At 71.3% G+C, this 25,773-nt stretch carries 31 protein-coding genes; 19 read left to right on the plus strand and 12 right to left on the minus strand.

Annotated elements, in window-relative coordinates; genetic code table 11:
- Positions 1–20: 20 nt before the first annotated feature.
- Both ACWC2B_RS08455 and ACWC2B_RS08460 read left to right on the plus strand, forming a co-directional pair.
- Complete coding sequence (locus tag ACWC2B_RS08455) at positions 21–1,244, plus strand: alpha/beta hydrolase family protein (protein WP_450715690.1); 1,224 nt, start codon at positions 21–23, stop codon at positions 1,242–1,244.
- An 89-nt stretch (positions 1,245–1,333) separates the two neighbouring features.
- Positions 1,334–1,726, plus strand: coding sequence for a nuclear transport factor 2 family protein (locus tag ACWC2B_RS08460; protein WP_450715691.1), 393 nt, complete (start codon positions 1,334–1,336; stop codon positions 1,724–1,726).
- 132 nt (positions 1,727–1,858) lie between these two features.
- Here the strand turns inward: ACWC2B_RS08460 and ACWC2B_RS08465 are convergent, their stop codons facing one another.
- Together ACWC2B_RS08465 and ACWC2B_RS08470 are read right to left on the minus strand one after the other, a co-directional pair.
- Positions 1,859–2,917, minus strand: a complete 1,059-nt coding sequence (locus ACWC2B_RS08465) for a hypothetical protein (protein WP_450715692.1) — start codon at positions 2,915–2,917, stop codon at positions 1,859–1,861.
- Between the two features lie 226 nt (positions 2,918–3,143).
- Entirely contained in the window at positions 3,144–3,629 is a 486-nt protein-coding gene (locus ACWC2B_RS08470; protein ID WP_450715693.1) for a carboxymuconolactone decarboxylase family protein, read from the minus strand.
- A gap of 283 nt (positions 3,630–3,912) precedes the next feature.
- Between ACWC2B_RS08470 and ACWC2B_RS08475 the strand changes: the two genes are divergently transcribed.
- Positions 3,913–4,848, plus strand: coding sequence for an RNA polymerase sigma-70 factor (locus ACWC2B_RS08475; RefSeq protein WP_450715694.1), 936 nt, complete (start codon positions 3,913–3,915; stop codon positions 4,846–4,848).
- 20 nt (positions 4,849–4,868) lie between these two features.
- Here ACWC2B_RS08475 and ACWC2B_RS08480 read toward each other — a convergent pair whose 3' ends face one another.
- Complete coding sequence (locus tag ACWC2B_RS08480) at positions 4,869–6,182, minus strand: alpha/beta fold hydrolase (protein WP_450715695.1); 1,314 nt, start codon at positions 6,180–6,182, stop codon at positions 4,869–4,871.
- A 183-nt stretch (positions 6,183–6,365) separates the two neighbouring features.
- Here ACWC2B_RS08480 and thpR point away from each other — a divergent pair, with 183 nt between their 5' ends.
- Positions 6,366–6,950, plus strand: coding sequence for an RNA 2',3'-cyclic phosphodiesterase (gene thpR, locus ACWC2B_RS08485; RefSeq protein WP_450715696.1), 585 nt, complete (start codon positions 6,366–6,368; stop codon positions 6,948–6,950).
- 106 nt (positions 6,951–7,056) lie between these two features.
- On the opposite strand, the gene ACWC2B_RS08490 is transcribed toward thpR, so the two are convergent.
- The gene (locus tag ACWC2B_RS08490; RefSeq protein WP_450715697.1) at positions 7,057–8,280 is read right to left on the minus strand and encodes a serine hydrolase domain-containing protein; all 1,224 of its coding nucleotides are present in this window, start codon (positions 8,278–8,280) and stop codon (positions 7,057–7,059) included.
- On the opposite strand from ACWC2B_RS08490, the gene ACWC2B_RS08495 reads away from it, so the two are divergent.
- The 3 genes from ACWC2B_RS08495 to ACWC2B_RS08505 all read left to right on the plus strand — a co-directional run bounded on the left by ACWC2B_RS08495 (position 8,165) and on the right by ACWC2B_RS08505 (position 9,866).
- Positions 8,165–8,791, plus strand: coding sequence for an ATP-binding protein (locus ACWC2B_RS08495; protein ID WP_450715698.1), 627 nt, complete (start codon positions 8,165–8,167; stop codon positions 8,789–8,791). The two genes, ACWC2B_RS08490 and ACWC2B_RS08495, sit on opposite strands and share 116 nt — an antisense overlap.
- Positions 8,792–8,873: 82 nt before the next feature.
- Complete coding sequence (locus ACWC2B_RS08500; RefSeq protein WP_450715699.1) at positions 8,874–9,395, plus strand: GNAT family N-acetyltransferase; 522 nt, start codon at positions 8,874–8,876, stop codon at positions 9,393–9,395.
- A 45-nt stretch (positions 9,396–9,440) separates the two neighbouring features.
- Complete coding sequence (locus tag ACWC2B_RS08505; RefSeq protein ID WP_450715700.1) at positions 9,441–9,866, plus strand: hypothetical protein; 426 nt, start codon at positions 9,441–9,443, stop codon at positions 9,864–9,866.
- A 104-nt stretch (positions 9,867–9,970) separates the two neighbouring features.
- Here the strand turns inward: ACWC2B_RS08505 and xylA are convergent, their stop codons facing one another.
- Positions 9,971–11,140, minus strand: a complete 1,170-nt coding sequence (gene xylA, locus ACWC2B_RS08510) for a xylose isomerase (protein ID WP_450715701.1) — start codon at positions 11,138–11,140, stop codon at positions 9,971–9,973.
- Positions 11,141–11,328: 188 nt separating this feature from the next.
- On the opposite strand from xylA, the gene xylB reads away from it, so the two are divergent.
- The 3 genes from xylB to ACWC2B_RS08525 all read left to right on the plus strand — a co-directional run bounded on the left by xylB (position 11,329) and on the right by ACWC2B_RS08525 (position 13,661).
- Entirely contained in the window at positions 11,329–12,810 is a 1,482-nt protein-coding gene (xylB, locus tag ACWC2B_RS08515) for a xylulokinase (RefSeq protein WP_450715702.1), read from the plus strand.
- A 49-nt stretch (positions 12,811–12,859) separates the two neighbouring features.
- Entirely contained in the window at positions 12,860–13,051 is a 192-nt protein-coding gene (locus tag ACWC2B_RS08520) for a hypothetical protein (RefSeq protein ID WP_450715703.1), read from the plus strand.
- A 223-nt stretch (positions 13,052–13,274) separates the two neighbouring features.
- Positions 13,275–13,661 (plus strand): STAS domain-containing protein, encoded by a 387-nt coding sequence (locus ACWC2B_RS08525; RefSeq protein WP_450715704.1) that lies wholly within the window; start codon positions 13,275–13,277, stop codon positions 13,659–13,661.
- 10 nt (positions 13,662–13,671) lie between these two features.
- Here the strand turns inward: ACWC2B_RS08525 and ACWC2B_RS08530 are convergent, their stop codons facing one another.
- A complete protein-coding gene (locus ACWC2B_RS08530) occupies positions 13,672–14,763 on the minus strand; it encodes a M20 family metallopeptidase (protein ID WP_450715705.1) in 1,092 nt (363 codons plus the stop codon).
- Between the two features lie 185 nt (positions 14,764–14,948).
- On the opposite strand from ACWC2B_RS08530, the gene ACWC2B_RS08535 reads away from it, so the two are divergent.
- Positions 14,949–15,323, plus strand: a complete 375-nt coding sequence (locus ACWC2B_RS08535; RefSeq protein WP_450715706.1) for a hypothetical protein — start codon at positions 14,949–14,951, stop codon at positions 15,321–15,323.
- Positions 15,324–15,348: 25 nt separating this feature from the next.
- Here ACWC2B_RS08535 and ACWC2B_RS08540 read toward each other — a convergent pair whose 3' ends face one another.
- Complete coding sequence (locus ACWC2B_RS08540; protein WP_450715707.1) at positions 15,349–16,479, minus strand: AI-2E family transporter; 1,131 nt, start codon at positions 16,477–16,479, stop codon at positions 15,349–15,351.
- Positions 16,480–16,961: 482 nt separating this feature from the next.
- Here ACWC2B_RS08540 and ACWC2B_RS08545 point away from each other — a divergent pair, with 482 nt between their 5' ends.
- Genes ACWC2B_RS08545 through ACWC2B_RS08570 form a run of 6 tightly spaced genes read left to right on the plus strand, consistent with a single transcriptional unit; the run spans position 16,962 to position 20,719 of the window.
- Entirely contained in the window at positions 16,962–17,138 is a 177-nt protein-coding gene (locus ACWC2B_RS08545) for a hypothetical protein (protein WP_450715708.1), read from the plus strand.
- Entirely contained in the window at positions 17,135–17,596 is a 462-nt protein-coding gene (locus ACWC2B_RS08550; protein ID WP_450715709.1) for an MrpF/PhaF family protein, read from the plus strand. Before ACWC2B_RS08545 ends, ACWC2B_RS08550 begins: the two co-directional genes overlap by 4 nt.
- Positions 17,589–17,849 carry a Na(+)/H(+) antiporter subunit B gene (locus ACWC2B_RS08555; RefSeq protein ID WP_450715710.1) on the plus strand — a complete coding sequence of 87 codons (261 nt, stop codon included), beginning with the start codon at positions 17,589–17,591 and terminating at the stop codon, positions 17,847–17,849. The genes ACWC2B_RS08550 and ACWC2B_RS08555 overlap by 8 nt, the downstream gene beginning before the upstream one ends.
- The gene (locus ACWC2B_RS08560) at positions 17,846–18,604 is read left to right on the plus strand and encodes an MnhB domain-containing protein (protein ID WP_450715711.1); all 759 of its coding nucleotides are present in this window, start codon (positions 17,846–17,848) and stop codon (positions 18,602–18,604) included. The genes ACWC2B_RS08555 and ACWC2B_RS08560 overlap by 4 nt, the downstream gene beginning before the upstream one ends.
- 22 nt (positions 18,605–18,626) lie before the next feature.
- A complete protein-coding gene (locus ACWC2B_RS08565) occupies positions 18,627–18,974 on the plus strand; it encodes a sodium:proton antiporter (RefSeq protein WP_450715712.1) in 348 nt (115 codons plus the stop codon).
- The gene (locus tag ACWC2B_RS08570; RefSeq protein ID WP_450715713.1) at positions 18,971–20,719 is read left to right on the plus strand and encodes a complex I subunit 5 family protein; all 1,749 of its coding nucleotides are present in this window, start codon (positions 18,971–18,973) and stop codon (positions 20,717–20,719) included. The genes ACWC2B_RS08565 and ACWC2B_RS08570 overlap by 4 nt, the downstream gene beginning before the upstream one ends.
- A 24-nt stretch (positions 20,720–20,743) precedes the next feature.
- Here the strand turns inward: ACWC2B_RS08570 and ACWC2B_RS08575 are convergent, their stop codons facing one another.
- Positions 20,744–20,938, minus strand: coding sequence for a DUF6381 family protein (locus ACWC2B_RS08575; RefSeq protein ID WP_450715714.1), 195 nt, complete (start codon positions 20,936–20,938; stop codon positions 20,744–20,746).
- 169 nt (positions 20,939–21,107) lie between these two features.
- Here ACWC2B_RS08575 and ACWC2B_RS08580 point away from each other — a divergent pair, with 169 nt between their 5' ends.
- Positions 21,108–21,338 carry a DUF6479 family protein gene (locus tag ACWC2B_RS08580; protein ID WP_450715715.1) on the plus strand — a complete coding sequence of 77 codons (231 nt, stop codon included), beginning with the start codon at positions 21,108–21,110 and terminating at the stop codon, positions 21,336–21,338.
- Positions 21,339–21,386: 48 nt separating this feature from the next.
- Here ACWC2B_RS08580 and ACWC2B_RS08585 read toward each other — a convergent pair whose 3' ends face one another.
- Both ACWC2B_RS08585 and ACWC2B_RS08590 read right to left on the minus strand, forming a co-directional pair.
- A complete protein-coding gene (locus ACWC2B_RS08585; RefSeq protein WP_450715716.1) occupies positions 21,387–22,259 on the minus strand; it encodes a class II glutamine amidotransferase in 873 nt (290 codons plus the stop codon).
- A gap of 88 nt (positions 22,260–22,347) precedes the next feature.
- Positions 22,348–23,070 carry a VOC family protein gene (locus ACWC2B_RS08590; protein WP_450715717.1) on the minus strand — a complete coding sequence of 241 codons (723 nt, stop codon included), beginning with the start codon at positions 23,068–23,070 and terminating at the stop codon, positions 22,348–22,350.
- A 355-nt stretch (positions 23,071–23,425) separates the two neighbouring features.
- Between ACWC2B_RS08590 and ACWC2B_RS08595 the strand changes: the two genes are divergently transcribed.
- The gene (locus ACWC2B_RS08595; protein WP_450715718.1) at positions 23,426–23,959 is read left to right on the plus strand and encodes an ATP-binding protein; all 534 of its coding nucleotides are present in this window, start codon (positions 23,426–23,428) and stop codon (positions 23,957–23,959) included.
- Positions 23,960–24,135: 176 nt separating this feature from the next.
- On the opposite strand, the gene ACWC2B_RS08600 is transcribed toward ACWC2B_RS08595, so the two are convergent.
- Both ACWC2B_RS08600 and ACWC2B_RS08605 read right to left on the minus strand, forming a co-directional pair.
- Positions 24,136–24,669 carry a type 1 glutamine amidotransferase domain-containing protein gene (locus ACWC2B_RS08600; RefSeq protein WP_450715719.1) on the minus strand — a complete coding sequence of 178 codons (534 nt, stop codon included), beginning with the start codon at positions 24,667–24,669 and terminating at the stop codon, positions 24,136–24,138.
- A gap of 45 nt (positions 24,670–24,714) precedes the next feature.
- A complete protein-coding gene (locus ACWC2B_RS08605; protein WP_450715720.1) occupies positions 24,715–25,725 on the minus strand; it encodes an SDR family oxidoreductase in 1,011 nt (336 codons plus the stop codon).
- Between the last annotated feature and the right edge of the window lie 48 nt (positions 25,726–25,773).

Here is a 25,773-nt window from a genome sequence, read left to right on the forward strand (position 1 = left end):
ACGCGTAAGGAGAGTGTGCGGTGAAGCAGCTGCTGTTCCCGAACAACCCCCAGTTCTGGTACGAGACCCTGCGCTCGATGAGCCACATCGCCTACGGCGGCGCCGACTTCGGCGAGGTCGTCTCGCCCAGCGAGCGCATCGTCGAGGGCGACTACGACAGCTGGCACATCGAGTGGATCTCCACAGCGGACCGCGTGTCCGGCGAGGCCGAGAAGGCGCTGGCGGCCGGCCACAGGGTCAGTGCCCGGGACGGGTTCCTGCGGGCGTCGAACTACTACCGGTCGGCGGAATTCTTTCTGCACGGTCACCCCTGCGACCCCCGCCACGACCACGCCTACGACCGCAGCGTCGCCTGCTTCCAAGCCGCCGCCGCGCTCTACACTCCACGCATCGAGCCGGTCCGTATTCCCTATGAGGGCACTACGCTGCCGGGCTACCTCTACCGCGCTGACACCACCGGCGCACCGCGGCCGACGCTGATCATGCACTCCGGTTTCGACGGCACCGCCGAGGAACTCCACTTCAGCGGCGCACTGGCCGCCGTGGAGCGCGGCTACACCGTCCTGACCTTCGACGGCCCCGGACAGCCCGGCCCCCGCCACCACCAGGGTCTGGTCTTCCGCCCGGACTGGGAGAACGTCATCACCCCGGTGATCGACTTCGCCGAGACCATCCCGGAAGTCGACAACAGCCGTATCGCACTGCTCGGTTCCAGCATGGGTGGCATCCTCGCGCCGCGGGCGGCAGCCTTCGAGCACCGCTTGGCCGCGCTGATCGCCGTCGACGGCGTCTACGACCTCGGCCAGATATCCGTCCGCAACATCCCCGGCGACCGCAAAGAAGCCGAACGACTCCTGCGCGCGGACACCGCTCCCGAACTCGACGCCGCCCTCCAGCAGATCATGACCGCCGACGCGACCGCACGCTGGGCGATCAACCACGGCATGTACGTCATGGGCGTCGACACCCCCCGCGCCTTCAATGCCTCCTACCTCGACTACTCCCTCGCCGACGGCATCGCCGAGCAGATCCAGTGCCCCACACTCGTCTGCGACGCCGCCGAAGACGAGTTCTTCAAGGGCCAGCCCCAACAGCTCTACGACCACCTCGCCTGCCCCAAGACCCTCATGGTGTTCACCGCCGAGGAAGGCGCAGGAGCCCACTGCCACCCCGGAGCCATGCGCGTCTCCCTCGCCCGGATCTACGACTGGCTCGACGGCATCCTCACCCACACCAGCGCCTGAGGCCCCGGCCCACCAGACACCACCGCGCATCCCTCTCGTCCGAAATCTGCTGAATCTCAAATCTGCTGAATCTGCTGGAAGGACCTCTCATGACCCGCACCGGTATCAAGGCCGCCCTCACTGCCCTGCTCCTCGACAAGGACATCACCCTGGAGGAGGCCGCCGACCGCCACTTCACCCCTGACTACCGCCAGCGCACCGACGGCGAGTGGGCCGACCGCGCCGAGTTCCTCGACCACATCGCCCACCTGCGTACGCTCGTCGCCGGCGGCGAGATCGAGGTCCACGACGAGCTCTACGACGGCAGCAAGTACGCCGACCGGCACACCTGCCACATCACGAAGAAGGACGGCTCGACCGTGAGCATGGAGGTCTACGTGTTCGCCGACCTCGCCCCCGACGGCCGCTTCCGGCGCATCGAGGAGACCACCCTGATGCTCAAGGGGTCCGACGCCGACCGCAACCTCGGCAGCGCCCGCTGACCGCCCCCACGCCGCAAAGGAATCGCGCACCGAGAGCGGACCAGCGTCATCCGGTGAGCGAGCTGCCGGGGCCGGACCTGTCGTGTCCGGCCTCGCGCGGCGTGCGAAACGGCACACGGGACCGGCGCACATTCAGTGGCCCACCTGCGCCCGCTGCACCTGCCCGCGCCCCATCTGAGCCGAGAGTACGTAGAGCAGTGCCAGGCTGATCAGCCAGCCGGCCACTGCCGAGAACTGATTGATCGTGAACTTGAACACCTGGCCCAGGAGCAGGTCCACGAGGAGTGCGGCGCGCAGGGTGCGCAGGGCCGAGTCCCGGTCGCGGCGCAGCAGGGCCGTTCCACGTACGGAGAGTACGAGGGAAGCCAGTGAACAGGCGAGTGTTCCGGCGATGGCGGTCCCCTGGGTCTCGTCCGCGAGGCCGCCCGCGCGGCTGTCCGCGGCGATGGCGATCAACAGGAGTGCCGCCTGAAGTGTCGCGCCCCACGCCGCGATGTGGACGAAGCGCCGGTTGCCGGACACCCGGCTCGTCACCCACGTGCGAACGCGCTGAGCCGCGTGGACGTGTGGCCGGGGGCACCGGGCCGGACGCTCGGGAACCACCTCCAGCAGGGCCGCCAGAGCCGCGTCCAGTTCCGTGGCCTGCGCGCCGGTGCCGCGCAGACGGTGCAGCGCCTCGTCCCGTTCCTGCCGGGTGAGACCGCGCAGAACACCCTGGAGCACGGTGTCGGCGGCGGCAGCGGAGCGGGTCGCGACAGGAGCCGTCCCGCTGTCCGTACGCCCGCGTCGCGTGACCCACCAGACGAGGCCGGTCAGCGCGACGAACGACAGGTAGATGAGCCCTGCCGCGGGCCGATAGAAGTAGCCGTCGACGGAGACCAGTTTGCCCACCTCGTCGATGAACAGGCCGAAGCCGACGCCGCCGATCACGGCTCCGCTCTGCCGGGAGGCGACTCCTGTGAAGACGAGCATGACCAGCAGCCCCGCCAGCATCAGCAGCCCGCCCCAGAGCATGTGAGAGATGTGCAGCCCTCCGTTCCCCGCCCCTCCCCCGAGCTTCGGGTAGTCGGCGAGCGAGAGGAACGCGCGGGTCGCCAGGACGGTGACGACGCCGACGAGCACGAAGAGTCGAAGGTGCGCCGCGGCGCTCGCGGTACGCAGGAATCCGTTGGTCACAGGCGTACGGGACATGCTCCGAGCCTGGCCCATGCGCACCGCCCGCTCCATGGGGCCAGCCCCCCTCTCCCCCAGGGGGTGGCCCCCGTCGGGGCGGGTGTGGCCAAGTACCCGCCCGCGAGGCACCCGTCCCGCCACCTGCTGAGCGGCGGCGCCGGCCCGCCCCGACCCGCACGGCCCGGCCCCGATCGCATCGGATCGGATCGGATCATCCTGGGCCGGGCCGGTGTGGGTTCGCCGGTCAGTTGAGCGCGGCCTCGAACATGCCCGGCTCGTACGAGCCTCCCCGCTGGTGCACGATCACGGCGAGGCGGTTGGCCGCGTTGATCAGGGCGACCAGCGAGACCAGCGCGGCGATCTGGTCGTCGTCGTAGTGCTTGCGCACCCGGGCCCACGTCTCGTCTGACACACCGTCATGGGCGTCGGCGAGTCGGGTGCCCTCTTCGGCGAGGGCCAGCGCGGCCTGCTCGGCATCGGTGAACACGGTGGATTCGCGCCACGCCGCGACCAGATTGAGCCGGACCGCGCTCTCACCGGCGGCCGCCGCCTCCTTGGTGTGCGCGTCGATGCACCATCCGCAACCGTTGATCTGGCTGGCGCGCAGCGACACCAACTCCTGCGTGGCCCTCGGCAGCGACGACTGGTGAATCACCATGCCGGCATTGGCGAACCGCTTGCTGAACTTCGTGCCTGTCTCGTTGTCGAACAGGTTGAATCGGGTGTCCATTGCTTCGTCCTCACTCGTGAACTGGTGAACTGGTGAACCGCTGAGCCGGTGAACTCGCGGCCCTCGTAGGTCCAATCGCCCCTTCGGACCGATCGCCCTCTGGGTCCGTTCGCCCCGTGGTGTTGCGCCGGGACGTACAAGAGATGCCGGCCGCCCGCTCCCTGTGACGGCCCGCCGATGTGACGTACACCACCGCTCACGCGCGTCACAAAGCCTCGACGGCCGGCGTCTTGTGGGCGTGGCGCGGTCGAGAACCAACATGGACAGGCAGGAGCGGTCAGCGATGAGCGAATACAACGAGCACACGGAGGAGACATCCGGGGAACTCCGCGGCGGCGGGCGCACCGACCCCGCCACCGCCGCGTTCGTCGCCCATCGCAACCTGCTGTTCACCGTCGCGTACGAGATGCTCGGCTCGGCCGCCGACGCGGAGGACGTCCTGCAGGAGACCTGGCTGCGGTGGGCCGGTGTCGATCTCGGCGCGGTGCGGGATCAGCGTGCGTACCTGGTCCGGATCACTACGCGCCAGGCGCTGAGCCGGCTGCGTACGCTCGGCCGCCGCAAGGAGTCCTACGTCGGCACCTGGCTCCCCGAGCCGCTGCTCACCGCCCCGGACGTGGCCGAGGACGTCGAATTGGCCGACAGCGTTTCGATGGCCATGCTGCTCGTGCTGGAGACGCTCGCACCCGTCGAGCGGGCGGTGTTCGTACTGCGGGACGTGTTCGACCTCGGGTACGAGGAGATCGCCGACGCCGTCGAGAAGAGCCCGGCCGCGGTCCGCCAGATCGCGCACCGGGCGCGGGCCCACGTCGCGGCGCGGCGACCGCGCGGGGTGGTGTCCCGGACCGAGACGCAGGAGGCGATCGACGCCTTCCAACGGGCGGTCGAAACGGGCGACTTGCAGGGCCTGCTCGACATCCTCTCGCCTGATGTCGTCCTCATGGGTGACGGCGGCGGGATCAAGCAGGCCGTTCTGCGCCCCGTCGTGGGGGCCGACAAGGTGGCCCGTCTGCTGGTCGGCGGGTTGGGCAGGGTGACCGGGCCGTCGCTGCGGCCGGCACAGGTCAATGCGTACCCCGCGCTGATCATCCGGCTCGACGGCGAGCTGGACACCGTCATGGCCCTGCGCATCGACGAGGGCTTCATCACCGGGCTCTACGCCGTGCGCAACCCCGAGAAGCTGTCCCGTATGGAGAGGGAGACCGCTCTGCGCCGCTGAGCCTTCGCCGGGACGTCTCCCTACAACCGTCCGCGAGCCATGCCGATCAGGCGGTCCAGAACCTTCCCGTCGCTCACCCGTAGGCCGTCGTGCTCCCACTCATTCGTCACCCAGGTCCGCAGTCCTCGAACCGCGTCGGCGGTGGCCAGCGAGTCGGCGGTGTCGACGTACATGTCGTCGTGGTAGACGGCGGCGACCACGGGGACCTGGTTGGCGGCCAGGACATCAGGGGCGTACAGGTCGGGCCAGTCCGTGCGCCTGGCCAGCGCGTCCGCCGTCTCCCGCAGCGGGTGCAGCGCGGGGTCGGTCTCGAACATCCAGGGGTAGATCATCTCCCCGGTGAACAGCATCGGGGCACCGTCCCTCAGTGCCTGGACCGCGTCGAACGCGGGGAACTCCGAGCGCACCTGCTCGGCGGCCCAGCCGGTGGGCCCGGGGTCCACCGACCGCTGCCCGTAGATGGATTCGTGCAGTACGGCATAGAGCGGGCCCTCGGCGACGGAGAGCTTCGACTGGACGCCGGCCAGGAAGGTGTCGGACAGCTCGGGCCCGTTGACGCCGCGGACCCAGGCGTCCTCCAGGAGGTAGTGCAGGAGGTCGGAGCCGTTGCCCCTGCCGAGCATCAGGCCGAGCGCCTGGAAAGCCCGCACGGTCAACTGTCCGCCGCCGGGCAGCTCGGCGGGTGCGGCGAGCAGATGCTCGGCGATCCGGTGAACGGCCTCGATGTCCTCGGGGTAGCGCGTGTAGTGGGCGGCGTTCTTGCGGGCGACGCGGGGGTAGGCCGCCCGGTACACGTCCGCCGCGCTGCTGCGCAGGCCCGCCAAACCGCCGGTGACCAGCGCCTCGCGCAGCCCCTGGGGGGCCAGCGACAGGTAGGTGAGCGTGCAGAAGCCGCCGAAGCTCTGGCCGAGCAGACTCCACCGGCCGTGGTCGCCGAGCAGTCGGCGCCGGATCAGTTCGGCGTCGCGGACGATCGAGTCGGCGCGGAAGTGGGAGAGGTACTCGGCCTGGTCCGCCGCGCTGCCGCGAAGGGGCAGGGTCTGCCGGGTCGCGGGGGTCGAGCGTCCCGTGCCGCGCTGGTCCAGGAGCAGTACCCGGTAGTCGTCCAGCGCCCTGTCCAGCCAACTGTCCCGGCCCACCGGCCGGGCCGCCCGCCCGCCGGGGCCGCCCTGGAGGTAGAGCAGCCAAGGGAGTTGGGCGCGCTCCTTACCGACCGCGACCACCTCACGGGCGTACACCTCGATCTGCTCTCCCCGCGGCGCACCATGGTCGAGCGGCACCTGGAAGACATGGTCGGTCAGGACGACGCCCGGCTGTCGGATCACGACGGACATGGGACTCCTCTGTGTGTGATGTCTGTGACGTGTGATGGGGCCCGATGGTCGACATCCTGGTGTCGGCTTCGCCACGTCCGTACCGTAATTGATGGGACGTGGGTGGCATCGGTACGGCCCCCTGACTCATGTGGGGCGGGGGCCTGCGACCGTTCCGGCGGCCCGTGGTGTACGAAGTGCTACGTGAAGGAACAGATTCAGCCCGCGACCGTCCGCGTGTTCATAGCGCTCGCCCCGCCCGACGATGCGAAGGAAGAGCTGGCGCGAGCGCTGGGCCCCGCCTATGCCGCGTACCCGCGCCTGCGGTGGAACCGCATCGAGGACTGGCACATCACCCTGGCGTTCCTCGGCGAACTCCCGGTGGAAACCGCCCCGCTCCTGGAGCGGCCGCTCGCGGATCTCGCGGCGGCACGTCGGCCGCTACGGCTGTCTCTGCGCGGCGGCGGGCACTTCGACGGGCGGGTGCTGTGGAGCGGGATCGAGGGGGACCTCGACGGGCTGCACCAGCTCACGGCCGACGTCCGCAGCGTGGTCAAGGAGTGCGGTATCGCCTTCGAGGACCGGCCGCTGCGTCCCCATCTGACGCTGGCCCGGTCCCGCCGCGACGACCCCTCCAGCGTGCTGAACCTGGCGTCCGACCTCGCCGCCTTCACCGGTCGGGAGTGGGAGGCCGAACGCTTGCACCTGGTCGCCAGCAACACGGGACGCGGCCCGGGGCCCATCCACTACCGCGACATCGAGGCGTGGCGCTTCGGCGGCGCGGAGTGAGAGCCCGCGTCTGAACCGGGAAGGGCAGCGACGAAGGTCGTCGGGCACCGCATGGGCGGGCCCGAGCCGGGGCAGCGGCGCGGGCGGTCGCCGCTGTTTCGTCATCTCACGCCGCGAAGTCGGCAACCGCCTCGGCGATGTCGTCCCCTGTCAGAGGTTGCTGCAGGTCGCTGAGGAGTCGCGCCAGGGCGGGCAGGGCGCTCTCCTGGTTGGCGAGGGCCACGCTCACGTAATCCCGGTCCGGGATCAGGACCATGGCAGCCCGATAGCCCGGCAGCCGTCCGTTGAGATACATCTGGCCCGACGGGCCCAGCGCCCACCCGAGTCCGTAGGACATGGGGTCGTCGGGCCGGGTGCGCGGACGGCGGATCTCCTCCAGGAGGTCCCGGTCGGCGGGCAGTTCCTCGCCGACGGCCAGGAGTTCCGACACCGAGGACCACAGGCCCCCGCTCGGCCGGCGGGTGCGGGGGTAGCTGAGCAGCGGGAGTGAGGTCGTGCCGCTCCACCCGGTGGCGTAGGCGGCCGGCGTCGCGAAACCCGTGCGTTCGAGGCCCCAGGGGGCAAGGAGGTTGTCTTCCAGCGCGCTCTCGTACGTCGTGCCGTTCAGGGCGGCGAGGACCGAGCCGGCCAGGAAGTAGTTGCCGTTGTAGTACGACCACCGCCGGCCGGGCTCCCGCTCGTTGCCGGCGAGGACCACGAGCCGGGCGGCTTCCAGGAGGGCGCCGTCCCCGTCGCCCAGAGCCGCCACCGTCGCCCCGTCGACCGATTCACGCAGGCCGGAGACCTGGCCCAGGATCTGCTCCACGGTGATGCTCCTGTCGGCCCGCCAGTCCGGCGCGAGGCCGGGGAGCAGTTCGACGACAGGGGTCTCCAGTGGCACGCCCTTGTCCCGCAGGGTGCGGAGCAGGGCCACGGAGGTGAAGACCTTTGTCAGCGATGCGATACGGAAACTGGATTCCGCCGTCACCGGCCCGAGGGTGGCCGTAGTGCGGGAGCCCTCCGCCGACACACCCGCCGCTATGGCCGGGACATCTCGAAGACTTGTCTGTTGTTCCATCAGCTTCTGAAGATTCACAGTGCACATGGTATGGACGGGGCTCGCAAGCGTGGGCCGTGGTGGCATCGGCCGAGGGTGCGCACACCGGGAACCATCGTGATCTTTCCGACCCCGGGGCGTCTGCCTCCCGCACCCACAGGGCGGGCATACTTCACCGATGGACAGACCGACACCTCCCTGGCGCAACACGACGCACGACTGGGCCGGCACCGTGGACGTCGACCACCTCTCCCACATCCGGAGCGACTTACCCGCCTTCGCTCCCGGGGGCATCCGGCACCTGGTCCTCGAAGTCGTCGCGTACGCAGCCGACGAGGCGGAGTCCAGGGGCGCGGGACAGTGCGTCATCACCTTCCATGCTGACGGTTCCATATCCGTCGCGGACGACGGGAGAGGCACCGACACCCGCTACGACGCGAACGGCCGGCCCGTCAAGAAGCCGGTCATGGCGACGAAGGACCTCCGCTTCTTCGACCACCCCGACGCACAGGTGCTTCCCGATGGTCACCCGCGCCGAGGCATGTCCGTCGTCGCGGCGCTCAGCGAATGGCTCGTCCATACCAACCGTCGGGTGGGCGGGGCGTGGGTCCAGCGCTACGAGCACGGGGTTCCCACAACCGATCTGACGCCGATCGACGAGGACGGCGGGACCGGCACGACCGTCCACTTTCGCGCTCCCCAACTCCCGTGCGGGGCAGACGAGCTGACGTCCGGCGAGCTGGCGCGGTTCGCCGCGTCGTGGCGGCATCTGACCGTCGAGGTGGACGACCAGCGGATCGGCTGACCCGCCGGCCGTAATCGCACCGCCTGCACGGCTGGTGAAAGTGGATTGCGGGCGCGGTGTCCGCTGCGTACCGTCGCCGTCCATGACCCCCACTCTGCGCACTCGGCGACTCCTCTTGGAGCCCTACGTCCCCGAGGACGAGGACGGGTTCGTAGCGCTCTTCCAGGATGAGAGGGTGTCGCGGTGGATGGGCGACGGGCCGGCTACCGAGGCAGCGGACCGGGCCTTGTTCGGGCGGATCTTCACGAAGGTCTACGCCCAGGAGCTGTTCGACGTCTGGGCCGTTCGCGGGGATGGCGTGCTGATCGGGCATGCCGAGATCAAGCCGACCGATGTGGTCGGGGGCCATGAGATCATCTACGCCCTGGCTCCGGCGGCGTGGGGCTCGGGCCTGGGCACGGAGCTGGCCGAGGCTCTCGTCGCCTACGGCTTCGGCACGCTCGGGCTGACCGAGGTACACGCCACCGTGGCGGCACCGAACACCGCTTCGTTGGCGCTGCTGAGCAGGATCGGCTTCGTTCACACGCGGGACGTCCGTGAGGACGACGGCAGCACCACTCGCGTACTGACGCGCACGCCCGCCGGCATGGACCAACTGACCTGAAGGGAGAGCCTTGCGGACATCCCGACGGGCTCGTGGCGGCCGGCTATGGGCAACAGCGACACACACCTGGAGGGGCAGATCGCCGTCCCTCACACTGTGGTCTTCGCCGAGGAGTTGAGTACGGAGGCGGTCCTGGCCGGGATCCGCGCGGGCCGGAGCTGGATCGCCGGGTCGGCAACCGTGGAGGTGTCATTCACCGCCCGTGCGGGGCGTCACACCGCCGGAGTGGGTGGGCGGCTCAGCACCCATGGTGGGCAGGTCGAAGTGCGCGCAGTGGTACAGGGCGTGCCGGCGGCGAGCGTCAGCTTCCACACCGATCGGGGGAAGGTGCATCGTGCGTCCCTTCCCGGTGAGGGAGCGGGTGCAGTGCGGTGGCACACCACGGCGGAGGACTCGGCGTACGTCCGCATCGAGGTCCGCCATCCTGACGGGCCCGTCGCCGCGCTCACCAATCCCATCATTCTGATCTGACGGATCGCTCACCAGGCGGTGCGCAGGCGTAGCCACTGATCGAGCACCGGCCGGACCGCCCCGCGCGGATGGTGCGTGGGGCGGCCCGGCCTGGACACAGGCTCTCAGCGGGTGCCGAGCAGGTGGTCCATCGCCAGCTGGTCGAGGTGCTCGAAGGCCATGCCCCGCTCCCCCGCCTCCTCGGCGTCGAAGTCCTCGAAGGCCGTGCGGTCGGCGAGCAGCCCGGCGAGGCCGTCCTCGGCGGTGGGCCGGGCGAGATCGTCCAGGCGTGCCGCGCGCAGCGCCTCGCGCACCTCGGGGTCGGCCCTGAAGGCGGCCGAACGCTCCTTCAGGATCAGGTAGTTGCGCATGTTGCCGGCCGCCGACGCCCACACGCCGGCCATGTCCTCGGTACGCGGCGGCTTGAAGTCGAAGTGCCTCGGGCCCGTGTAGTCGGAGGATTCGAGCAGGTCCACGAGCCAGAAGGCGTCGCGCAGGTTCCCGGAGCCGAAGCGCAGGTCCTGGTCGTACTTGATGCCGTTCTGGCCGTTCAGGTCGATGTGGAAGAGCTTGCCCGCCCACAGGGCCTGCGCGATGCCGTGGGTGAAGTTGAGCCCGGCCATCTGCTCGTGCCCGGTCTCCGGGTTGACGCCGACCAGTTCCGGGCGCTCCAGCCGCTCGATGAAGGCGAGGGCGTGGCCGACGGTGGGGAGCAGGATGTCGCCGCGCGGCTCATTGGGCTTGGGTTCGACGGCGAAGCGCAGGTCATAGCCCTGCTCGGTGACGTACTGGCCGAGCAGGTCGAAGGCCTCCTTCATCCGGTCCAGGGCGACGCGTACGTCCTTGGCCGCGCCCGATTCGGAGCCCTCCCGCCCGCCCCAGGCGACGTAGGTGTGCGCGCCCAGTTCCACGGCCAGGTCGATGTTGCGCAGGGTCTTGCGCAGCGCGTACCGGCGGATGTCGCGGTCGTTGGCGGTGAACGCGCCGTCCTTGAAGACCGGGTGCGTGAAGAGGTTCGTGGTGGCCATCGGCACGACCATGCCGGTGGCGTCGAGGGCCTGCCGGAACCGCTTGATGTGCGACTCCCGCTCGACGTCCGGGGCGCCGAAAGGAATGAGGTCGTCGTCGTGGAAGGTCACGCCGTACGCACCGAGTTCGGCGAGGCGCTGGACCGACTCGACGGGGTCGAGGGGGGCGCGGGTCGCGTCGCCGAACGGGTCGCGCCCCTGCCAGCCCACGGTCCAGAGACCGAAGGAGAACTTGTCCTCGGGGGTTGGGGTGAAGCGTTCCGTCATCCTCGTCGCCACCTTCACGCGGGTCCGTCCGGCCCCTGCCGGAGCTATTTGTTTTCCTGCCTGACAAATACTGCATGATCGCTGCGGCTTCCGTAACCCCGGGGCTTCGCCTAATTTGGTGCCCCTCATTTGTTGCCCCTGCAACCAAACCCCTCCCGTCCGTCCAGACCCGTAAGAGAGGTGCCCGGATGCCGCACAGCCCGGTCGTCATCGGCGTGGACAGCTCCACCCAGTCCACGAAGGCCCTGTTCGTCGACGCCGTCACCGGAAGGACGCTCGCCGTCGGCCGCGCCCCGCACCGCGTCGACGGCTCGGCGGGCGCCCGCGAGAGCGACCCGGAGCAGTGGTGGCAGGCGCTGCGGGAGGCCGTCGCCGCCGGGCTGAAGGAGTCGGGCGCACCGGCGTCCGCCGTCACCGGCATCGCGGTCGCCGGCCAGCAGCACGGCCTGGTGGTCCTGGGCCAGGGCCACCGGCCGCTGCGCCCGGCCCTGCTGTGGAACGACACCCGCTCGGCCCCGCAGGCCGCCGCCCTCACCGCGGAGCTCGGCGGCCCGCACGCCTGGACCGCCCGCACCGGATCCGTACCGGTCGCCGCGGTGACCGCCGCCAAGTGGCGCTGGCTGCGCGAGAACGAGCCATCAACCGCCGATCGCTGCACGGCGGTTCGCCTGCCCCACGACTTCCTCACCGAACGGCTCACCGGGGTCGCCGTGACCGACCCCGGGGACGCCTCCGGCACCGGCTGGTACTCCACAGCGACAGGGGCCTACGACCCCGAGATCCTCCAACTACTCGGCCTGGACGCCGAGTTGCTCCCCTCCGTGGCCGCGACCGGCGGCGCTCGCGTCGGCACCCTCACCGCGTACGCCGCCGACGCCCTCGGGCTGCCGTCCGGTGTCGCCGTGGCGGCCGGCACCGGCGACAACATGAGCGCCGCCGTGGGGCTCGGGCTCGGCGGCGCCGGACTCCTGGACCACCCCGTGCTCAGCCTCGGCACCTCCGGCACGGTCTTCGCCGCGACCCGCACCCGGCCCGCCGACCCCGCGCTCAGCGGGTTCGCCTCCGCCGACGGCAGCTACCTCCCGCTGGCCTGCACCCTGAACTGCACGCTCGCCGTCGACCGGATCGCCACCCTGCTGAGCCTCGACCGCGACGACACGGCACCCGGCGGCGAGGCCGTGCTCCTGCCCTACCTCGACGGCGAGCGCACCCCCGATCTCCCGCACGCCTCCGGGCTGCTCACGGGCCTGCGCCACGCCACCACACCGCAGCAACTCCTCGGCGCCGCCTACGAAGGCGCCGCCGTCACCGTCCTGCGCGCACTGGACGAAGTCCTGCGCGCCTGCGGCCTCGCCCCCGACTCCCCCGCCGTCGCGGCCAGGCCCCTGCGGCTCATCGGAGGCGGCGCCCAGGGCCGCACCTGGGTCGACACGGTACGCCGCCTCTCGGGACGCCCCCTCGTCATCCCGACCGGCACGGAACTGGTGGCCGTCGGCGCGGCCGCGCTCGCCGCATCGGCCGTGTCCGGCGCCGATCCCGTCGCGATCGCCCAGGAGTGGGGGGCCGGGAGCGGTACGGAACTCCCGCCCGTGGAGCGGGACTTGGAGGCGTGGGAGCGCATCGTCTCCGTACTCGACAGCGCGGCAGCCAGCCTCCTCGGCCGCCGTTGAGCCGACGACCCTCCGAGATCCGAGGCAGAACACGACACCGCGCCACACGTTGCGCGAGCAGCTCGCCGGAGCGCTCGCGCACAACGACGACGTGATCCGGCCGCGTTCGAGGCCGCTGGCCGACGAGGGCCGAGCGCGGTTACGGGGCGCTGTAGGTGAGCAGATCACGCAGGCCGACACCAGGTGCGACTTCGCGTTCCTGACCGCGCCACACAAGGCCGCCGATCCGTACGCGGGTTGAGCCGCGCTCCCCGCCACGTCCGTCGGGCAATCTTGTCCGAAACTCGCTCCATTACAGAACGTCACACAGGTGAGTTCCTTAGATCATCGGGGCATGAGGACTACCAGGGGCTTTGCCATTCGGCTCCGCTTCGCGGCCCACAAGGGGGTCACGGAGAGTGATGGAATCCGGGTGTCAGCGCGGCGTTCAGACACCTGGAACACGAGAGACAGGCAGGCGCGACGTGGGCGCTGACGAACTCGCATTCTGGCTGCGGACCCGCACCGTGGGCGGCACCACCATTATCGAACTGCACGGCGAGCTGGACATGCTGGCCCATCACGAACTCGGCCCGCGCATCCATGCGCTGGTCTGCCGGGCCGACACCGATGTGATCCTGGATCTGCGTGCGGTGACGTTCCTGGACGCGGGCGGCATCCGGCTGCTCCTGGCGGTACGCGAACACGTGGCTCACCGAGGCGGGGTGCTGCGCCTCATACGCGGCACCCCTCGCATATCCCACATCTTGCGGATCGTCCGCCTCGACGACACCTTCACCGTGCTCGACGCACTCCCCCGGGCCCTGGCCGAAGGCGCCCCTTCGGACGGAGGCAGACGAGCCTCCACGTAATGTCGTATGCCTACTTGTGCCGAATTGCCTTCACCAGTCCGGCGACCAGGTCCGCCCGGCCGGCCATGGCGTCGACCACCAGGTACTCGTGGTCGGCGTGGGCACCGCCTCCGACCGCTCCGAGGCCGTCGAGGGTCGCCACCCCCAGGGCGGCCGTGAAGTTGCCGTCGCTTCCGCCGCCGACCGCCTTGCCCTCGATGCCGGGAATCAGCCGCTCGGCCACCGCGAACAGCTCGGCCGACGCCGACTCGGGCATCGGCGGCCGGCTGATCGCGCCGTCGACCGTGATCACGGCCTCGTCGAGATGCGGAGTCAGCGCGGCGAAGGCGGCTTCGATCCGCTCCTTCTCCCGAGCCGTCTCGACCCGGACGTCGACGACGACGGTCGCCTCGGCGGGTACGACGTTGTCGAGTGTTCCCGCGGCCGCGACGGTCGGGGTGACCGTCGTGCCGATCTCGGGGCGCCCGAGAGCCTCGATGTCCAGGACCTGGTGGGCCGCCTCGATCAGGGCGTTCACACCGGCCGCGGGTTCCAGTCCCGCGTGCGAGGCGCGGCCAGTGACGGACACCTGGAACGTGCCGCAGCCCTTGCGGCCGGTCTTGAGGCCGCCCCCGTCGGCGGCACCCTCGAAGACGAGCACCGCACCGCAGGCCAGCGCGCGCTCCTCGATGAGCGCGCGGGAGGAACGCGAGCCGACCTCTTCGTCGGCGGTCACCAGGATCTCGACACCGGACCGGTCCTCAAGGGCCGCCAGGCCGTGAATGGCCTGCACCAGACCACCCAGCATGTCGAAGACCCCGGGCCCTGTCGCATGCCCGTCCTCGACCTTGAAGGGGCGGCGTTCCAGGGTGCCGAGCGGGAACACCGTGTCGTGGTGGCCGAGGATCAGCACCTGGGGTTCTCCGCCGCCCGACCAGTGGACGTGGGGTCCGGCCTCGCTCTCGACGAGGACGGCATGCCCGCCGAGGCGGCGCTCGATGACTGCGGCCACCGTCTTGGCCGATGCCGCCAAGGCGTCGAGATCGCGCGACGGGGACTCGACCTCGACCAGCGTCCTGAGGTCCTCGATCATCGCGTCAACGCTCACCGGGTGCATCGTCATGCGGCCCAGCGTAATAGGTGCCTGAGCGGCGTCTCCGAGGCGGGTTGCGGTGGCCCGGCACCGCACCGATCTCCGTTCCCTGGTGTCGACGGGTTCCGAAGGGGCATGCGGAGATCGCCGCTCGGTGGGTACCCGCACTGATAGACCCCCAGAGCGATGACGACCGGCATGCAGAGGTGAGTGATGTGACCGCACCCGAAGACGGGTTCACACCGGAGAACTGGGCCGCGCGCGACGCCCGGACGCCCCTGGTCGGCGTCCGGCCCCGCACCGACGTCGACCTGGCGCTCAAGTACCTGACGGCCCGGTCCGAGGCGCCCGCGCAGTTCGCCCTCGGCGTGGCCGCCGCCTACCGCTGGGCCATGGGCCGCGCCGCCCGCGCGCCGGTCACGGGCACGGCCGCCCGCCGCGTGCCGGATCTGCGGCTGCTGACCGCCGAGGTGGACGCGGCCGTCGTCCAGTTGGAGGACCCCACCACCGAGGCCGGCGTGCAGGACTTCACACGCGGCGTGCACGACGCCCTGGCCTGGGTGTGCGGGTACAGCGACAGCCGGATCTGACGGCGCGTACGCCCGCTGTCGTACCTCAGGACGCGTCGGTCCGGGAGAAGACGTGCTCCTCCAGGATCAGGCCGATGGCGACGGCGGCCGGGATCGCGACCAGCGCTCCGACGATGCCGAGCAGCGCCCCGCCGAGCAGCACGCCCACCACCGTGACCAGGGGATGGACGTCGACGGCGAACTTCATGACGCGGGGCACGATCAGATAGTCCTCGGCGACCCGGAACGCGATGTAGAAGCCCGCTGTCGCAAGAGCCACGGGCAGCGACACCGACAACGCGACCAGGCTGACGACGATGCCACCGATCGTGGTGCCGACGATGGGGATGAGGTCCATCAGCGCGATGAAGACTCCCAGCGCGGCGGGGTAGGGGACGTCGGTGACCACGCACCAGATGAACGTGGCGAGCCCCGCGATCACCGAGGTGACCACGTTGCCGAGCATGTAGCGGCCCACCCGGTTCAGGATCTCGTCGGTGACGGCCTGGGTGTGCGGGCGTTTGCGGGCCGCGACGAAGCGCAGACAGAACCGCTTCAGGGACGGCAAGAACGCCATCACGTACACCGTCACGACGATGACGACGACGGCCGAGGTCACCGCTCCGACCACCACCCGGCCGGCGCCGAGCAGTCCGCCCGCCAGACCCGCCGCGCCTCCCTTGGAGAACTGCTCCTTGACCTTGGCGATGACGTGGTAGCGGTCCTCGAACCTGCCGAGCGCCGACTCGTGGTCATGGAGTTGCTTCAGCCAGCCGGGCACCGCCTTGATCAGCGCGTTGACCTCGTCGGTGACCGGGGGCACGACCAGGGCGAGGAACCCGCCGAAGAGCGCGATCAGGACGACCAGGACCAGCAGGACGGCCCAGACGCGGCGCACCCGGTGGCGGGTGAGCCAGGCGACGACGGGTTCCAGGGCGAGCGCGAGGAACATGGAGAGCAGCAGCAGAGTCAGAAGGCTGCCGACTTCGAGGACGGTCTGCACGGTCAGCCATGCCAGCGTCGCGCCCAGGCCGACGGCGAAGCCGATGGCGAACCAGGACCGGCCGCCGACCGTGATCCTCGTCCGTCGCGCTCGCCCGGTCCTCGCCGCGGGCCCCACGGACGACATCTCGGCCTGGTCGTGGCCGCCGCCCTCTTCAGGCCCGGCGGACGTCATCGCGGCCCCCTCTGTCCACGCGGTGCGGGTGAGGCGCAGGCGAGCGGTGAGTGCATCTGCCAGTACCTCTCTTCGAGGCCGGGGCGGGGTCCGCGTACGCCGCCGTGCGGAGCGGCCGCCTCGGTCGGCACGTCGGCGGCGGCCGGCGGAGCCGTCCTCTTCCAGCTCCGACCCTAGCCAGGTATCCCGCCGCGGGTCTTGTATGCCGGTCCCGGCAGCCGCCATCCGGCTGACGGCGGGGAGCGGTGGCGGTGGTGATGGCGGTGCGATCGTCTTCCGCTCGGCCGGGTGATTGGCCGAAGCCCTGCCGGGTACTGGTTGGCGCGCGAGCACCGGCTTCAAGGGGGCGCTCCCCCGCGCTCCCCCGAAGCGCCGGCACAGCGCGCCGCCGGTGGCGCGCCTGCCGACAGTGCTTTCATGAGGAAGCCCATGAAATCGGGCCGAACAGCTGATTCCGGGTCGGGTGTCGAGGTGATGCACGGATGGTCCGAGTAGCGGCCGTGAGCGCCGAAGTCCTCGCGTGGTGGTTGCCCCTGACGGGTGGGTGGCTGGTGCTCATCAGCACGGTCGACGCCCTGGAATGGCTGGTCGGGGCCGCGGCCGCACTGCTGGCGGCGGTCGGGGCACGGGCGGCGCGCCGGGCGATGAGCGGCCGGTGAACGGCTGGCTCGTGGCCGCGACGGCACTGCTCGCCGCAGGGTTCGGCCCGGTGGTGTGGGGGGTCGCGACCGGACCGCTGGAGCGTCGGGTCGTCGCCCAGAACTTCGGCACCTCGGTGGTGTGCCTCGTCATGCTGCTGCTCTCGCAGGCGTACACCCGGCCGTCCTACGTCGACCTCGCCCTGGTGCTCGCCGTCCTCGGCCCGGCGGGGACGCTGGTGTACGCGCGGCTGCTCGCCGACGGCCTCGACGACGATCCGCCGCACGCCAACCTCCTGACGGCGGTGGCCGCTTCGGCCGCGACGGTGGTCGTGGTGGCGATGTGCGTGGCCACCGGACCGGGCCGCGCGATGGTGAAGCTCGTGCTGATCGGGGTGCTGCTCGTGGCCGGGAACGTGATCGCCTCCCGGGCGCTCGCGGGCGGATACGCCGGGGCGGGGGCGTCGGCCCGTGACTGACGCCCTGACCCTGGTGTCGCTGCTGCTCGTCGCCGCCTCGGCGACCGCCGCGGTGGCGGTGCGCGACCCGGCGCGCCAGGCCCTGGTGCTGGCGGTGCTCGGTCTTGCCCTCGCGGTGCTGTTCACGGTCCTTCAGGCGCCCGACGTCGGGCTGTCGCAGCTGGCGGTGGGCTCGGCGCTGACCCCGCTGCTCATTCTGCTGTCGGTACGCAAAGTACGGCGCCGGGGCCGGAGCGAGGATGGTGACCGGTGAGCCGGCGCCTGCGTATGTGGGTCCTCGCGGCGGGTGGGCTCGGGGTCGCCGCCCTGCTCGTCGCCGCGTATCTGCGGCTGCCGCACTTCGGCGCCCCGCGGCATCCCTACGGTGACCGCGCCGTCGCGGCGGCCCTCGCCCGCCGCACCGCGAACGTCATCTCCTCCGTCAACTTCGACCTGCGGGCCTTCGACACCCTGGGCGAGGAGACCATCCTGTTCGGCGCGGTGCTCGGAACCGTCGTGCTGCTGCGCCAGACCCGCGACGAGCGAGAGGTGCCGCCGGCTCCGGCGGAGGTCGCCCCCGCGGTCCGCCGCTATGCGCTGATCATGCTGCCCGTCGCCCTCCTGTCCGGCCTCTACCTCATCGCTCACGGTCAGCTCAGCCCCGGCGGCGGTTTCCAGGGCGGGGTGGTCGTGGCGACCGCGCTGCATCTGCTCTACATCGGGGCGGACTACCGCGCCCTGGAGCGGATCCGGCCGGTCGGCCTGTACGAGGTGGGCGACGCCGCGGGCGAGGCGGCCTACCTCGTCCTCGGCGTGGCGGGACTGCTGGGCGGTTCGGCGTTCCTTGCCAACACCCTGCTCCCGTACGGCACGTTCAACACGCTCGCGTCGGGCGGGACCGTGCCGCTGCTCAACGCGGCGGTCGGCATGGAGGTCGCCTGCGCGGTCGTCGTACTGCTCGCCCGCTTCCTCGACCAGGCCGTCGAGATCGAGGAAGGGAACCGGCCGGACGAAGGGAAGGGATCGTGAGCGGGGGCGTGGACCGACCGTGATGAACGCGGTGCCGTATCTCGTGGCCGGATGGGTCTTCCTGGTCGGCTGCTACGGCCTGGCCACGAGCCGCCATCTGGTGCACGCCGTAGGCTGCCTGACGGTGTGTCAGTCATCCACGTATGTCCTGTTGCTCGCGGTGGGATACCGCGACGGTGCCACGACCGCCGTCTTCTCCGACGTGAAACCGGGGTCACGGCCGCTGGTGGACCCGGTCGTCCAGGCCCTGGCCCTCACCGATGTCGTGGTCGGCGCCACGGTCACCGCCCTGCTGCTCGCTCTGGTGATGCAGGTGGCCAAGCGCCACGGCACGGTCGATCCCGACGAACTCTCCGAGCTGCGCGGATGAACCAACTGCTGCCGCTGGTCGTGGCCGTACCGCTGCTGGGTGCCGCCGCCCTCGTGGCTGCCGGGCGACGGCTGCCCCGCGTCGTCGCCGAGTCGGTCGGGTGCGCCGTCGCGGCGGCCACCGCCGGGCTCGCGGTCGCCCTGCTGCTCGACTCCTCGCCGGACGCCGTGGAATGGGTCGGCGGCTGGCGCCCAAGCGGCGGCGAGGGCGTGGGCATCGTCCTGGTCGGCGACGGGCCGGGCACCGGTCTCGCCGCGCTGGTCTCCGTTCTGGTCGTCGCCGTCCTGGTCTATTCCTGGCACTACTTCGACGAGCCCCCGCGCCGGCACGCGGGGTCGTTCCCCGCGCTGGTGCTGCTCTTCCAGGCGGGCATGTGCGGATTCGCGCTCACGGGCGACCTGTTCAACGCCTTCGTCTTCTTCGAGCTGATGAGCGTCGTGGCCTACGCCCTGACCGGATACCGCGTCGAGGAGGCGAAGGCCGTCCAGGGCGCGCTCACCTTCGGGGTGATCAACTCCCTTGGCGCGTACGCCACTCTGACGGGGATCGTGCTGCTCTACGCGCGCACCGGCGAGCTCGGCATGCGCCAGATCGGGCAGCACCTCGACGCGCGGGGCGGGCCGGACGCGCTGGTCCTCGCCGCCTTCGCCCTCGTCCTGACCGGCCTTCTGGTCAAGGCCGCGGCCCTGCCGTTCCACTTCTGGCTGCCGGACGCGCACGCCGTGGCGCCCACCCCGGTGTGCATGCTGCTGTCCGGGGTGATGGTCGAGCTCGGCCTGTACGGGACGTGGCGGGTCTATGCCACGGTGTTCGCCGGACCGGGCGGGGTGCCGGCCCCGGACGCCTCACGCGCCCTGGTGGTGCTGGGCGTCGCGACGGCTCTGGTGGGCGCGCTGATGTGCTGGCAGCAGCGCCATGTCAAGCGCCTCCTCGCGTACTCGACCGTCGCGCACACCGGGCTCTTCCTGATCGGCGTCGGCCTGCTGAAACCGGAGGCGACCGGCGGCGTGGCCGTCTACGTCCTGGGCCACGCGGGCGTGAAGGCGGCGCTGTTCGCCTGCACCGGAATCCTGCTCGACCGCTACGGCAGCGTGGACGAGCACGAACTGCACGGCAGGGCAAGGGAGTTGCGTGTCGTGGCCGCGTTGTTCACGGTGGGCGCGGTGGCCCTGGCGGGCCTGCCGCCCTTCGGTACCGGGCTCGGGAAGTCCGTCACGGAGGAGGCGGCGGGCGGCGGCTTCACCGTTCTGTTCGTGGCCGTGTCGGCGGTCACCGCGGGCGCGGTGCTGCGGGTCGCCGCCCGTGTGTTCTTCGGGCTGGGGCCGCGGCCGCTGGGCGACCCCGGATACGGGACGAGCGGCGCCGACGAGGAGCCCGAGACCGAGGGCAGGCTCGGCCGGGTGCCGCTCACGATGACGGCGGTCCCGGCCGTGCTGCTCGCCGGATCGCTGGCCGCGGGGCTCATCCCGGGCCTGGCCTCGGCGGTGGGCCGGGCCTTCGGCACCGAGTCGCCCGACGCGCCGCACTGGACCCTCACCGGTCTGCTCCTGGGCATCGCGTCCGCGGTTCTGGCCGCCGGGCTGGCCGGGGCGTCGGTCAGCGGCCGGGCGATCCGGGAACCGTACGCCTGGACGGAGCCGCTGCGCCGACTGCACTCCGGCCACATCGGCGACTACGTCGCCTGGCTCCTGGTGGGCACGGCCCTGCTCGGCGCCCTCGCGCTGCCGGGCATCCTCACCGCGTGACCGGCGGCCGCCGCCCGGCTTGGCTCACATGGGGTCGATGCCGGTGCTGTCACCCCGCGTCGTGCCCTGATCCTTGCTCTGCTCCTGGAGACGGCGGGCCTTCTCCTTCAGCCGCTGGCGCTCCGCCGGGTCGGTGGCCCGTTCCGCGGCCTGCTCCAACTGGTCCGCCTTCTGGCGCATCTGCTGGGCACGTGCGGAGAACTCGTCTGCGAGGCTCATGATCACTCCTTGAAGTCGGGGACGGACGACTCCAGCCAAACAGCGCCCCGAGCCCCGCGCATCCCGAACCGTCACACACAGTCACCTGGATGGGGTGCGACGACCCCGATGGCCGAAGTTCCCCATGATCTCCGTGTCATGTCCGGCTCGTCCCGGGTACGCGTCTGTCATGACGAGCATCGCCGCTTCTCAGACACTCGCCGCGAACTCGACGTCCTGGCTGTTCACCGGCGTCGGCATCGTCGTCGTCGCCGTACTGCTCTTGGCTCTCCGGTTCGGCAGCCGCCGCGCGGCCCGCAAACCCATGCCCCCGCAGGAGCCTCAGCCGCGCGCGGATTCCTGGGGGACCCCCGACGCCTCGCAGACACCGCAGGACGCCGACCCGGACGGCCGCAAGTAGCCGGGCCGATCGCCCGGCTCCGCAAGGCACTCGGCTGCTGAGCCCCGGTCACCCGCCTGCCTTCTGCGAGTGGGCCGCCCGGTCGGACAGGTCGCTCAGGCCCAGCGGGCGGGCCGGTGGATCCGGCAGGACGACCTGACGCTCGGCGCTGCCGTCGGGCGTGATGTGCAGCAGTTCTCCGGGCTCCATCAGGCGCCACTCGGGATGCTCGTCCATGCGCTCGCTGGCGACGACGCACGCCGGGACGTCGGCGAGGTCCCCGGAGTGGACGCGCAGCCGGCCGGCGCTGCCGCTCTGATCCAGATGCCGGGCCCCGTGCGAGCCTCCCGCCTCGCGCTCCAGTACGTAGAGCTCGTGCGTCGCGGGGTAGCGCAGGGCCCACAGCTGGTCGGGGGTGGTCAGGACGAAGTTGAGGGAGTAGACGGGCAGGTGGGCCGCGATCCAGCGGGTGGCGCGCTCGATGCCCGCGCCGATGTCGCCCCGGGCGCAACGGATCTCCCTGGTGATCAGCGCGAAGACCCGCTCGGAGTCCGTCTCCCCCGCGACCAGCGCCAGATCCTGCCCCAGATGGGCCTCCAGTGCCGTCAGGTCTTCGACGACGCCGTTGTGCGCGAACAGCCGTCCGTCCTGCTGGAACGGGTGGGTGTTGGGGGCGGTGAGGCTGCCGGTCGAGGCGAGGCGGATGTGCGCGAGGAAGGTGGCCGAGCAGATCTGCCGGGCCTCTTGGGCGAAGTCGCGGTCCTCGTACGCGGCGTCCGGAGCCTTGCGGACCTGGGGCGTGCCGTCGGGGTCGAAGTAACCGAGGCCCGTCCCGTCCGGGTCACGGTGGCTCTGCACCATGAGGCTGTCGGGGGCGTCGAGCAGCCAGAAGGTGGCCCGGCTGCGGCGCGGGGCGCTGCTGAGTCCGAACAGACGGCACATCGACGCCACCTCCACGCTCGGCACCGGACCCGGCCCCCGCCCGGGCATGGTGCCCCCGCGCGCCGGTGAACGCAACGCGTGAGCGGGCCTATCCGGTACCGCTCAGGGTGAAGGTGGCTCCGTCGGGGTCCTTGACGCGAACCCAGGTGCCGGTGCGGGAGATGCCGTCGGCCAGGACGGTGGCGCCGCAGGCACGGGCCTTCTCGGCACGACCGTGCGGATCCTCGACGGCGAAGTGGGTGTGCCAGTGGGGGCGCAGGCTGGGGTCGGGCGCGGACTCGGCGGCGCCCGAGGTGAGGCGGGCGACGATGTGTCCCGCGTGGCGCAGGACGACTTCGTCGTGTTCGTACTGGACGTCGCAGCAGCCGGGCCGGTCGCACGCCCAGTCGAGGACCTCGCCGTAGAAGATCGCCGCGTCGAAGGCGTTGCGGGTGTGCAGCCGGGTCCAGGCGGGCGCGGCGTCGCGCCAGGCCTCCCAGTTCGAGACCAGCGGGCCCTGCCAGATGCCGAAGACGGCCCCGTCGCGGTCCGCGGCGAGTGCCCCGCGCCCGGTCTGCAGGGCCACGGGGCCGACCGCGACCGTCGCACCCCGCTCGCGGATGCGGGCCGCGGTGACATCGGCGTCCTCCACCGCGAAGTACGGCGTCCACGCGACGGCTACCTGGAACGCCTGGGCGAGCGCGCTGATGCCGGCCACCGGGACCCCGTCCGCCATCGCGATCCTGAACTCCTCGCCAAGCCCGGCGGAGACGAACGTCCAGCCCATCACCGCACCGTAGAAATCGGTCGCGGCACTCAGGTCCCGGGCCATCAGGCTCACCCAGCACGGGGCCCCGAACACCGGGGCTCCGGAGCCGAGTCGGGCCGTGGAGTCTTTTGATGGGGGCGTCACGAAACCCTCGCTTTCCAGGAATCCCCCACACCGGCCACAAGGTCCGGCACACGGCCATGGCTCCTCCCACTATGCCGTCGGCGAGCGGTCGGTGCTCGGCGGCGGCGTCCCGCGGCTCATGCCACACATCGCGGCGCTTCGTGTTGCGGATGCGGCCGTACGGGTCATGCTGGAGGAATCCGCACTGTGCTCAAAGGGCTACTTTTGGTAGCCCTTGCGTGGCTGCGGACGGCGGAGTGGCCGACGAGCCGCTCTCGACGACGAGGGAGCCGCAGTGGTCACGATCGACAGTCCCCGGCTGTACACCCTGAGCCTTGACGCGGCGCCGGCCCGCATCCCCCAGGTCCGTCGCATCGTCGCCGCCCACTTGCGCCACTGGCGCCTGGAGAACATCATCCAGCCCGTGAGCCTCGGCGTGTGCGAACTGCTCTCCAACGTTCACCGCCACACCCGGGGCAAGCACGACTGCGTCCTTGAACTGCGCTGGGCCTGCGGCCGGCTCACCGCGTCCGTCGCCGACACCGACCCCCGCCTGCCCCGCCTCCGCGGACCGCGGCCCTTCGCCGAACGCGGCCGGGGCCTCGCCCTGATCGCCCACCTCAGTGACAGCTGGGGCACTCACACCACCCCGGACGGCAAGGTCGTCTGGTTCACCCTCAGCGCCCAGCCGCAGGCGCTGCGTCCGCTGCGGCCATTGCCGCCGGAACCCGCCCTCAGCACGGGCGCGACTGTTCCCGTCCTGCCGCGCTTCGACACCCGGGCGCACCCGCGGGCCCTGAGCGACGCCCGCTGCCTCAGCGACACCTGAGGTGCCGGTGCCGGTTCGGTCCCTTGGAGGCGGCGGCGCCGGCGGCTGATGGTCCCAACCCGTCCGGCGCCTTCATTCCTTCGTACGTAAGGAACGCACTACCGGACTACCACGGGGCGGAGGGTGGAAACCTCCTCCCGGCACCTGCGAGCGGCGGCCGGGTGGTTGCCCGGGCCTCAGCGCGCGAAGACGTCGAGGAATGCCTCGCAGAAGGCCTTCAGGTCGTCCGGCTTGCGGCTGGTGATCAGGGTGTTGGGGCCCGACGTGCACACCTTGACCGGCTCGTCGACCCAGGTGCCGCCCGCGTTGGTGATGTCGGTGCGCAGGCTCGGCCACGAGGTGAGGGTGCGCCCCCGCAGGACGTCGGCCTCGACGAGGGTCCAGGGTGCGTGGCAGATCGCCGCCACCGGCTTGCCCTGGTCGAAGAAGCCTTTCGCGAAGGCGACCGCGTCCTCGTCCAGGCGCAGCGCGTCGGGGTTCGCGACGCCGCCAGGCAGGACCAGTGCGCCGAAGTCGTCCGGGCGCGCCTCTCCGGCCGTCCGGTCCACGGGGAAGGTGTCGGCCTTGTCCAGGTGGTTGTAGGCCTGTACGCGCCCCGAGTCGGTGGAGACCAGTTCCGGGGTGTGGCCGGCGTCGGCCACGGCCTTCCAGGGCTCGGTCAGCTCGACCTGCTCGACGCCTTCCGTGCCCACGAGAAATGCCACCTTCATGACGTCACTCCTTTCCTGGTGTACCGCCGCGTTCGCGGTGCGGGTTCATGTCTTCCTGCGGTACCGGCGCAGAGCCCAGAGCGCTGCGGCAAGGGCGCTCAGGCCGGTGCCCGCGGTGAGGGCGGGGTGGCGGGCCGTCGCGGCCTGGTAGGAGCGGGAGTGGGACTCCTCGTCGAAGATGCCGTGGGCGCCTCGGTCGGCTCCCGGTGCCTGGTCGAGGGGCCGCCACAGATTGCCCCGGGGTGACTCCGGTGGCAGATCCTCCCGCTGTTGCGCCTCGTATCCGGTCCGCGCCAGGTAGCGGTCGAGCGCGGCGGGGAGGAACCGGTTGGCCCAGAGGGTGGCGACGGTCGAGGCGCCGACGTAGTACTGCTTGCGCCGGGGGTGGTCGGCCGCGAACAGGACGGCGCGCGCGGCGACTTCGGGCTGGTAGATCGGTGCGACGGGCTGCGGGTGCCCGGAGAGCCGCGACCGTACCCAGGAGAACTGGGGCGTGTTGACGGCCGGCATCTGCACCACCGTGATGCGGACGCGGCTCTTGGTGTGGAGGAGTTCGGTACGCACCGACGAGGTGAACCCGTTCACGGCGTGCTTGGCTCCGCAGTACGCGGACTGCAGCGGGATGGAGCGCTCCCCGAGCGCCGAGCCGACCTGCACGATCGTTCCCCGGTCGCGGGGCATCATGCGGGCCAGCGCCGTACGCGTGCCATGTACGAACCCGAGGTAGGTCACGTCCGTGACGCGACGGTACTCGTCCGGGGAGATCTCGGTGAAGGGGGCGAACACCGAGGTGAACGCCACGTTGATCCACACGTCGATGGGGCCGAAGGCGGCTTCGGTGGTGTCGGCGGCCTTGTCGACCTGGTCGTGGTCGGCGACGTCGACGGGGATCGGCAGGGCGTGGCCCCCGAGTTCCTCGATCTCCGCGGCGGCCTCGGCGAGTCCGGCCTCGCCGCGGGCCAGGAGGGCGATGCGGGCGCCGCGCCGGGCGAACAGCCGGGCGGTCGCCCGGCCGATGCCGGCGCTCGCTCCGGTGATGACGACGGTCTCGGGCATGGCCTTCCTTTCGGGTACGAGGGCGGGCGGCCCGTATGCGCAGCGGCG

The sequence above is a fragment of the Streptomyces sp. NPDC001415 genome (assembly GCF_053597395.1).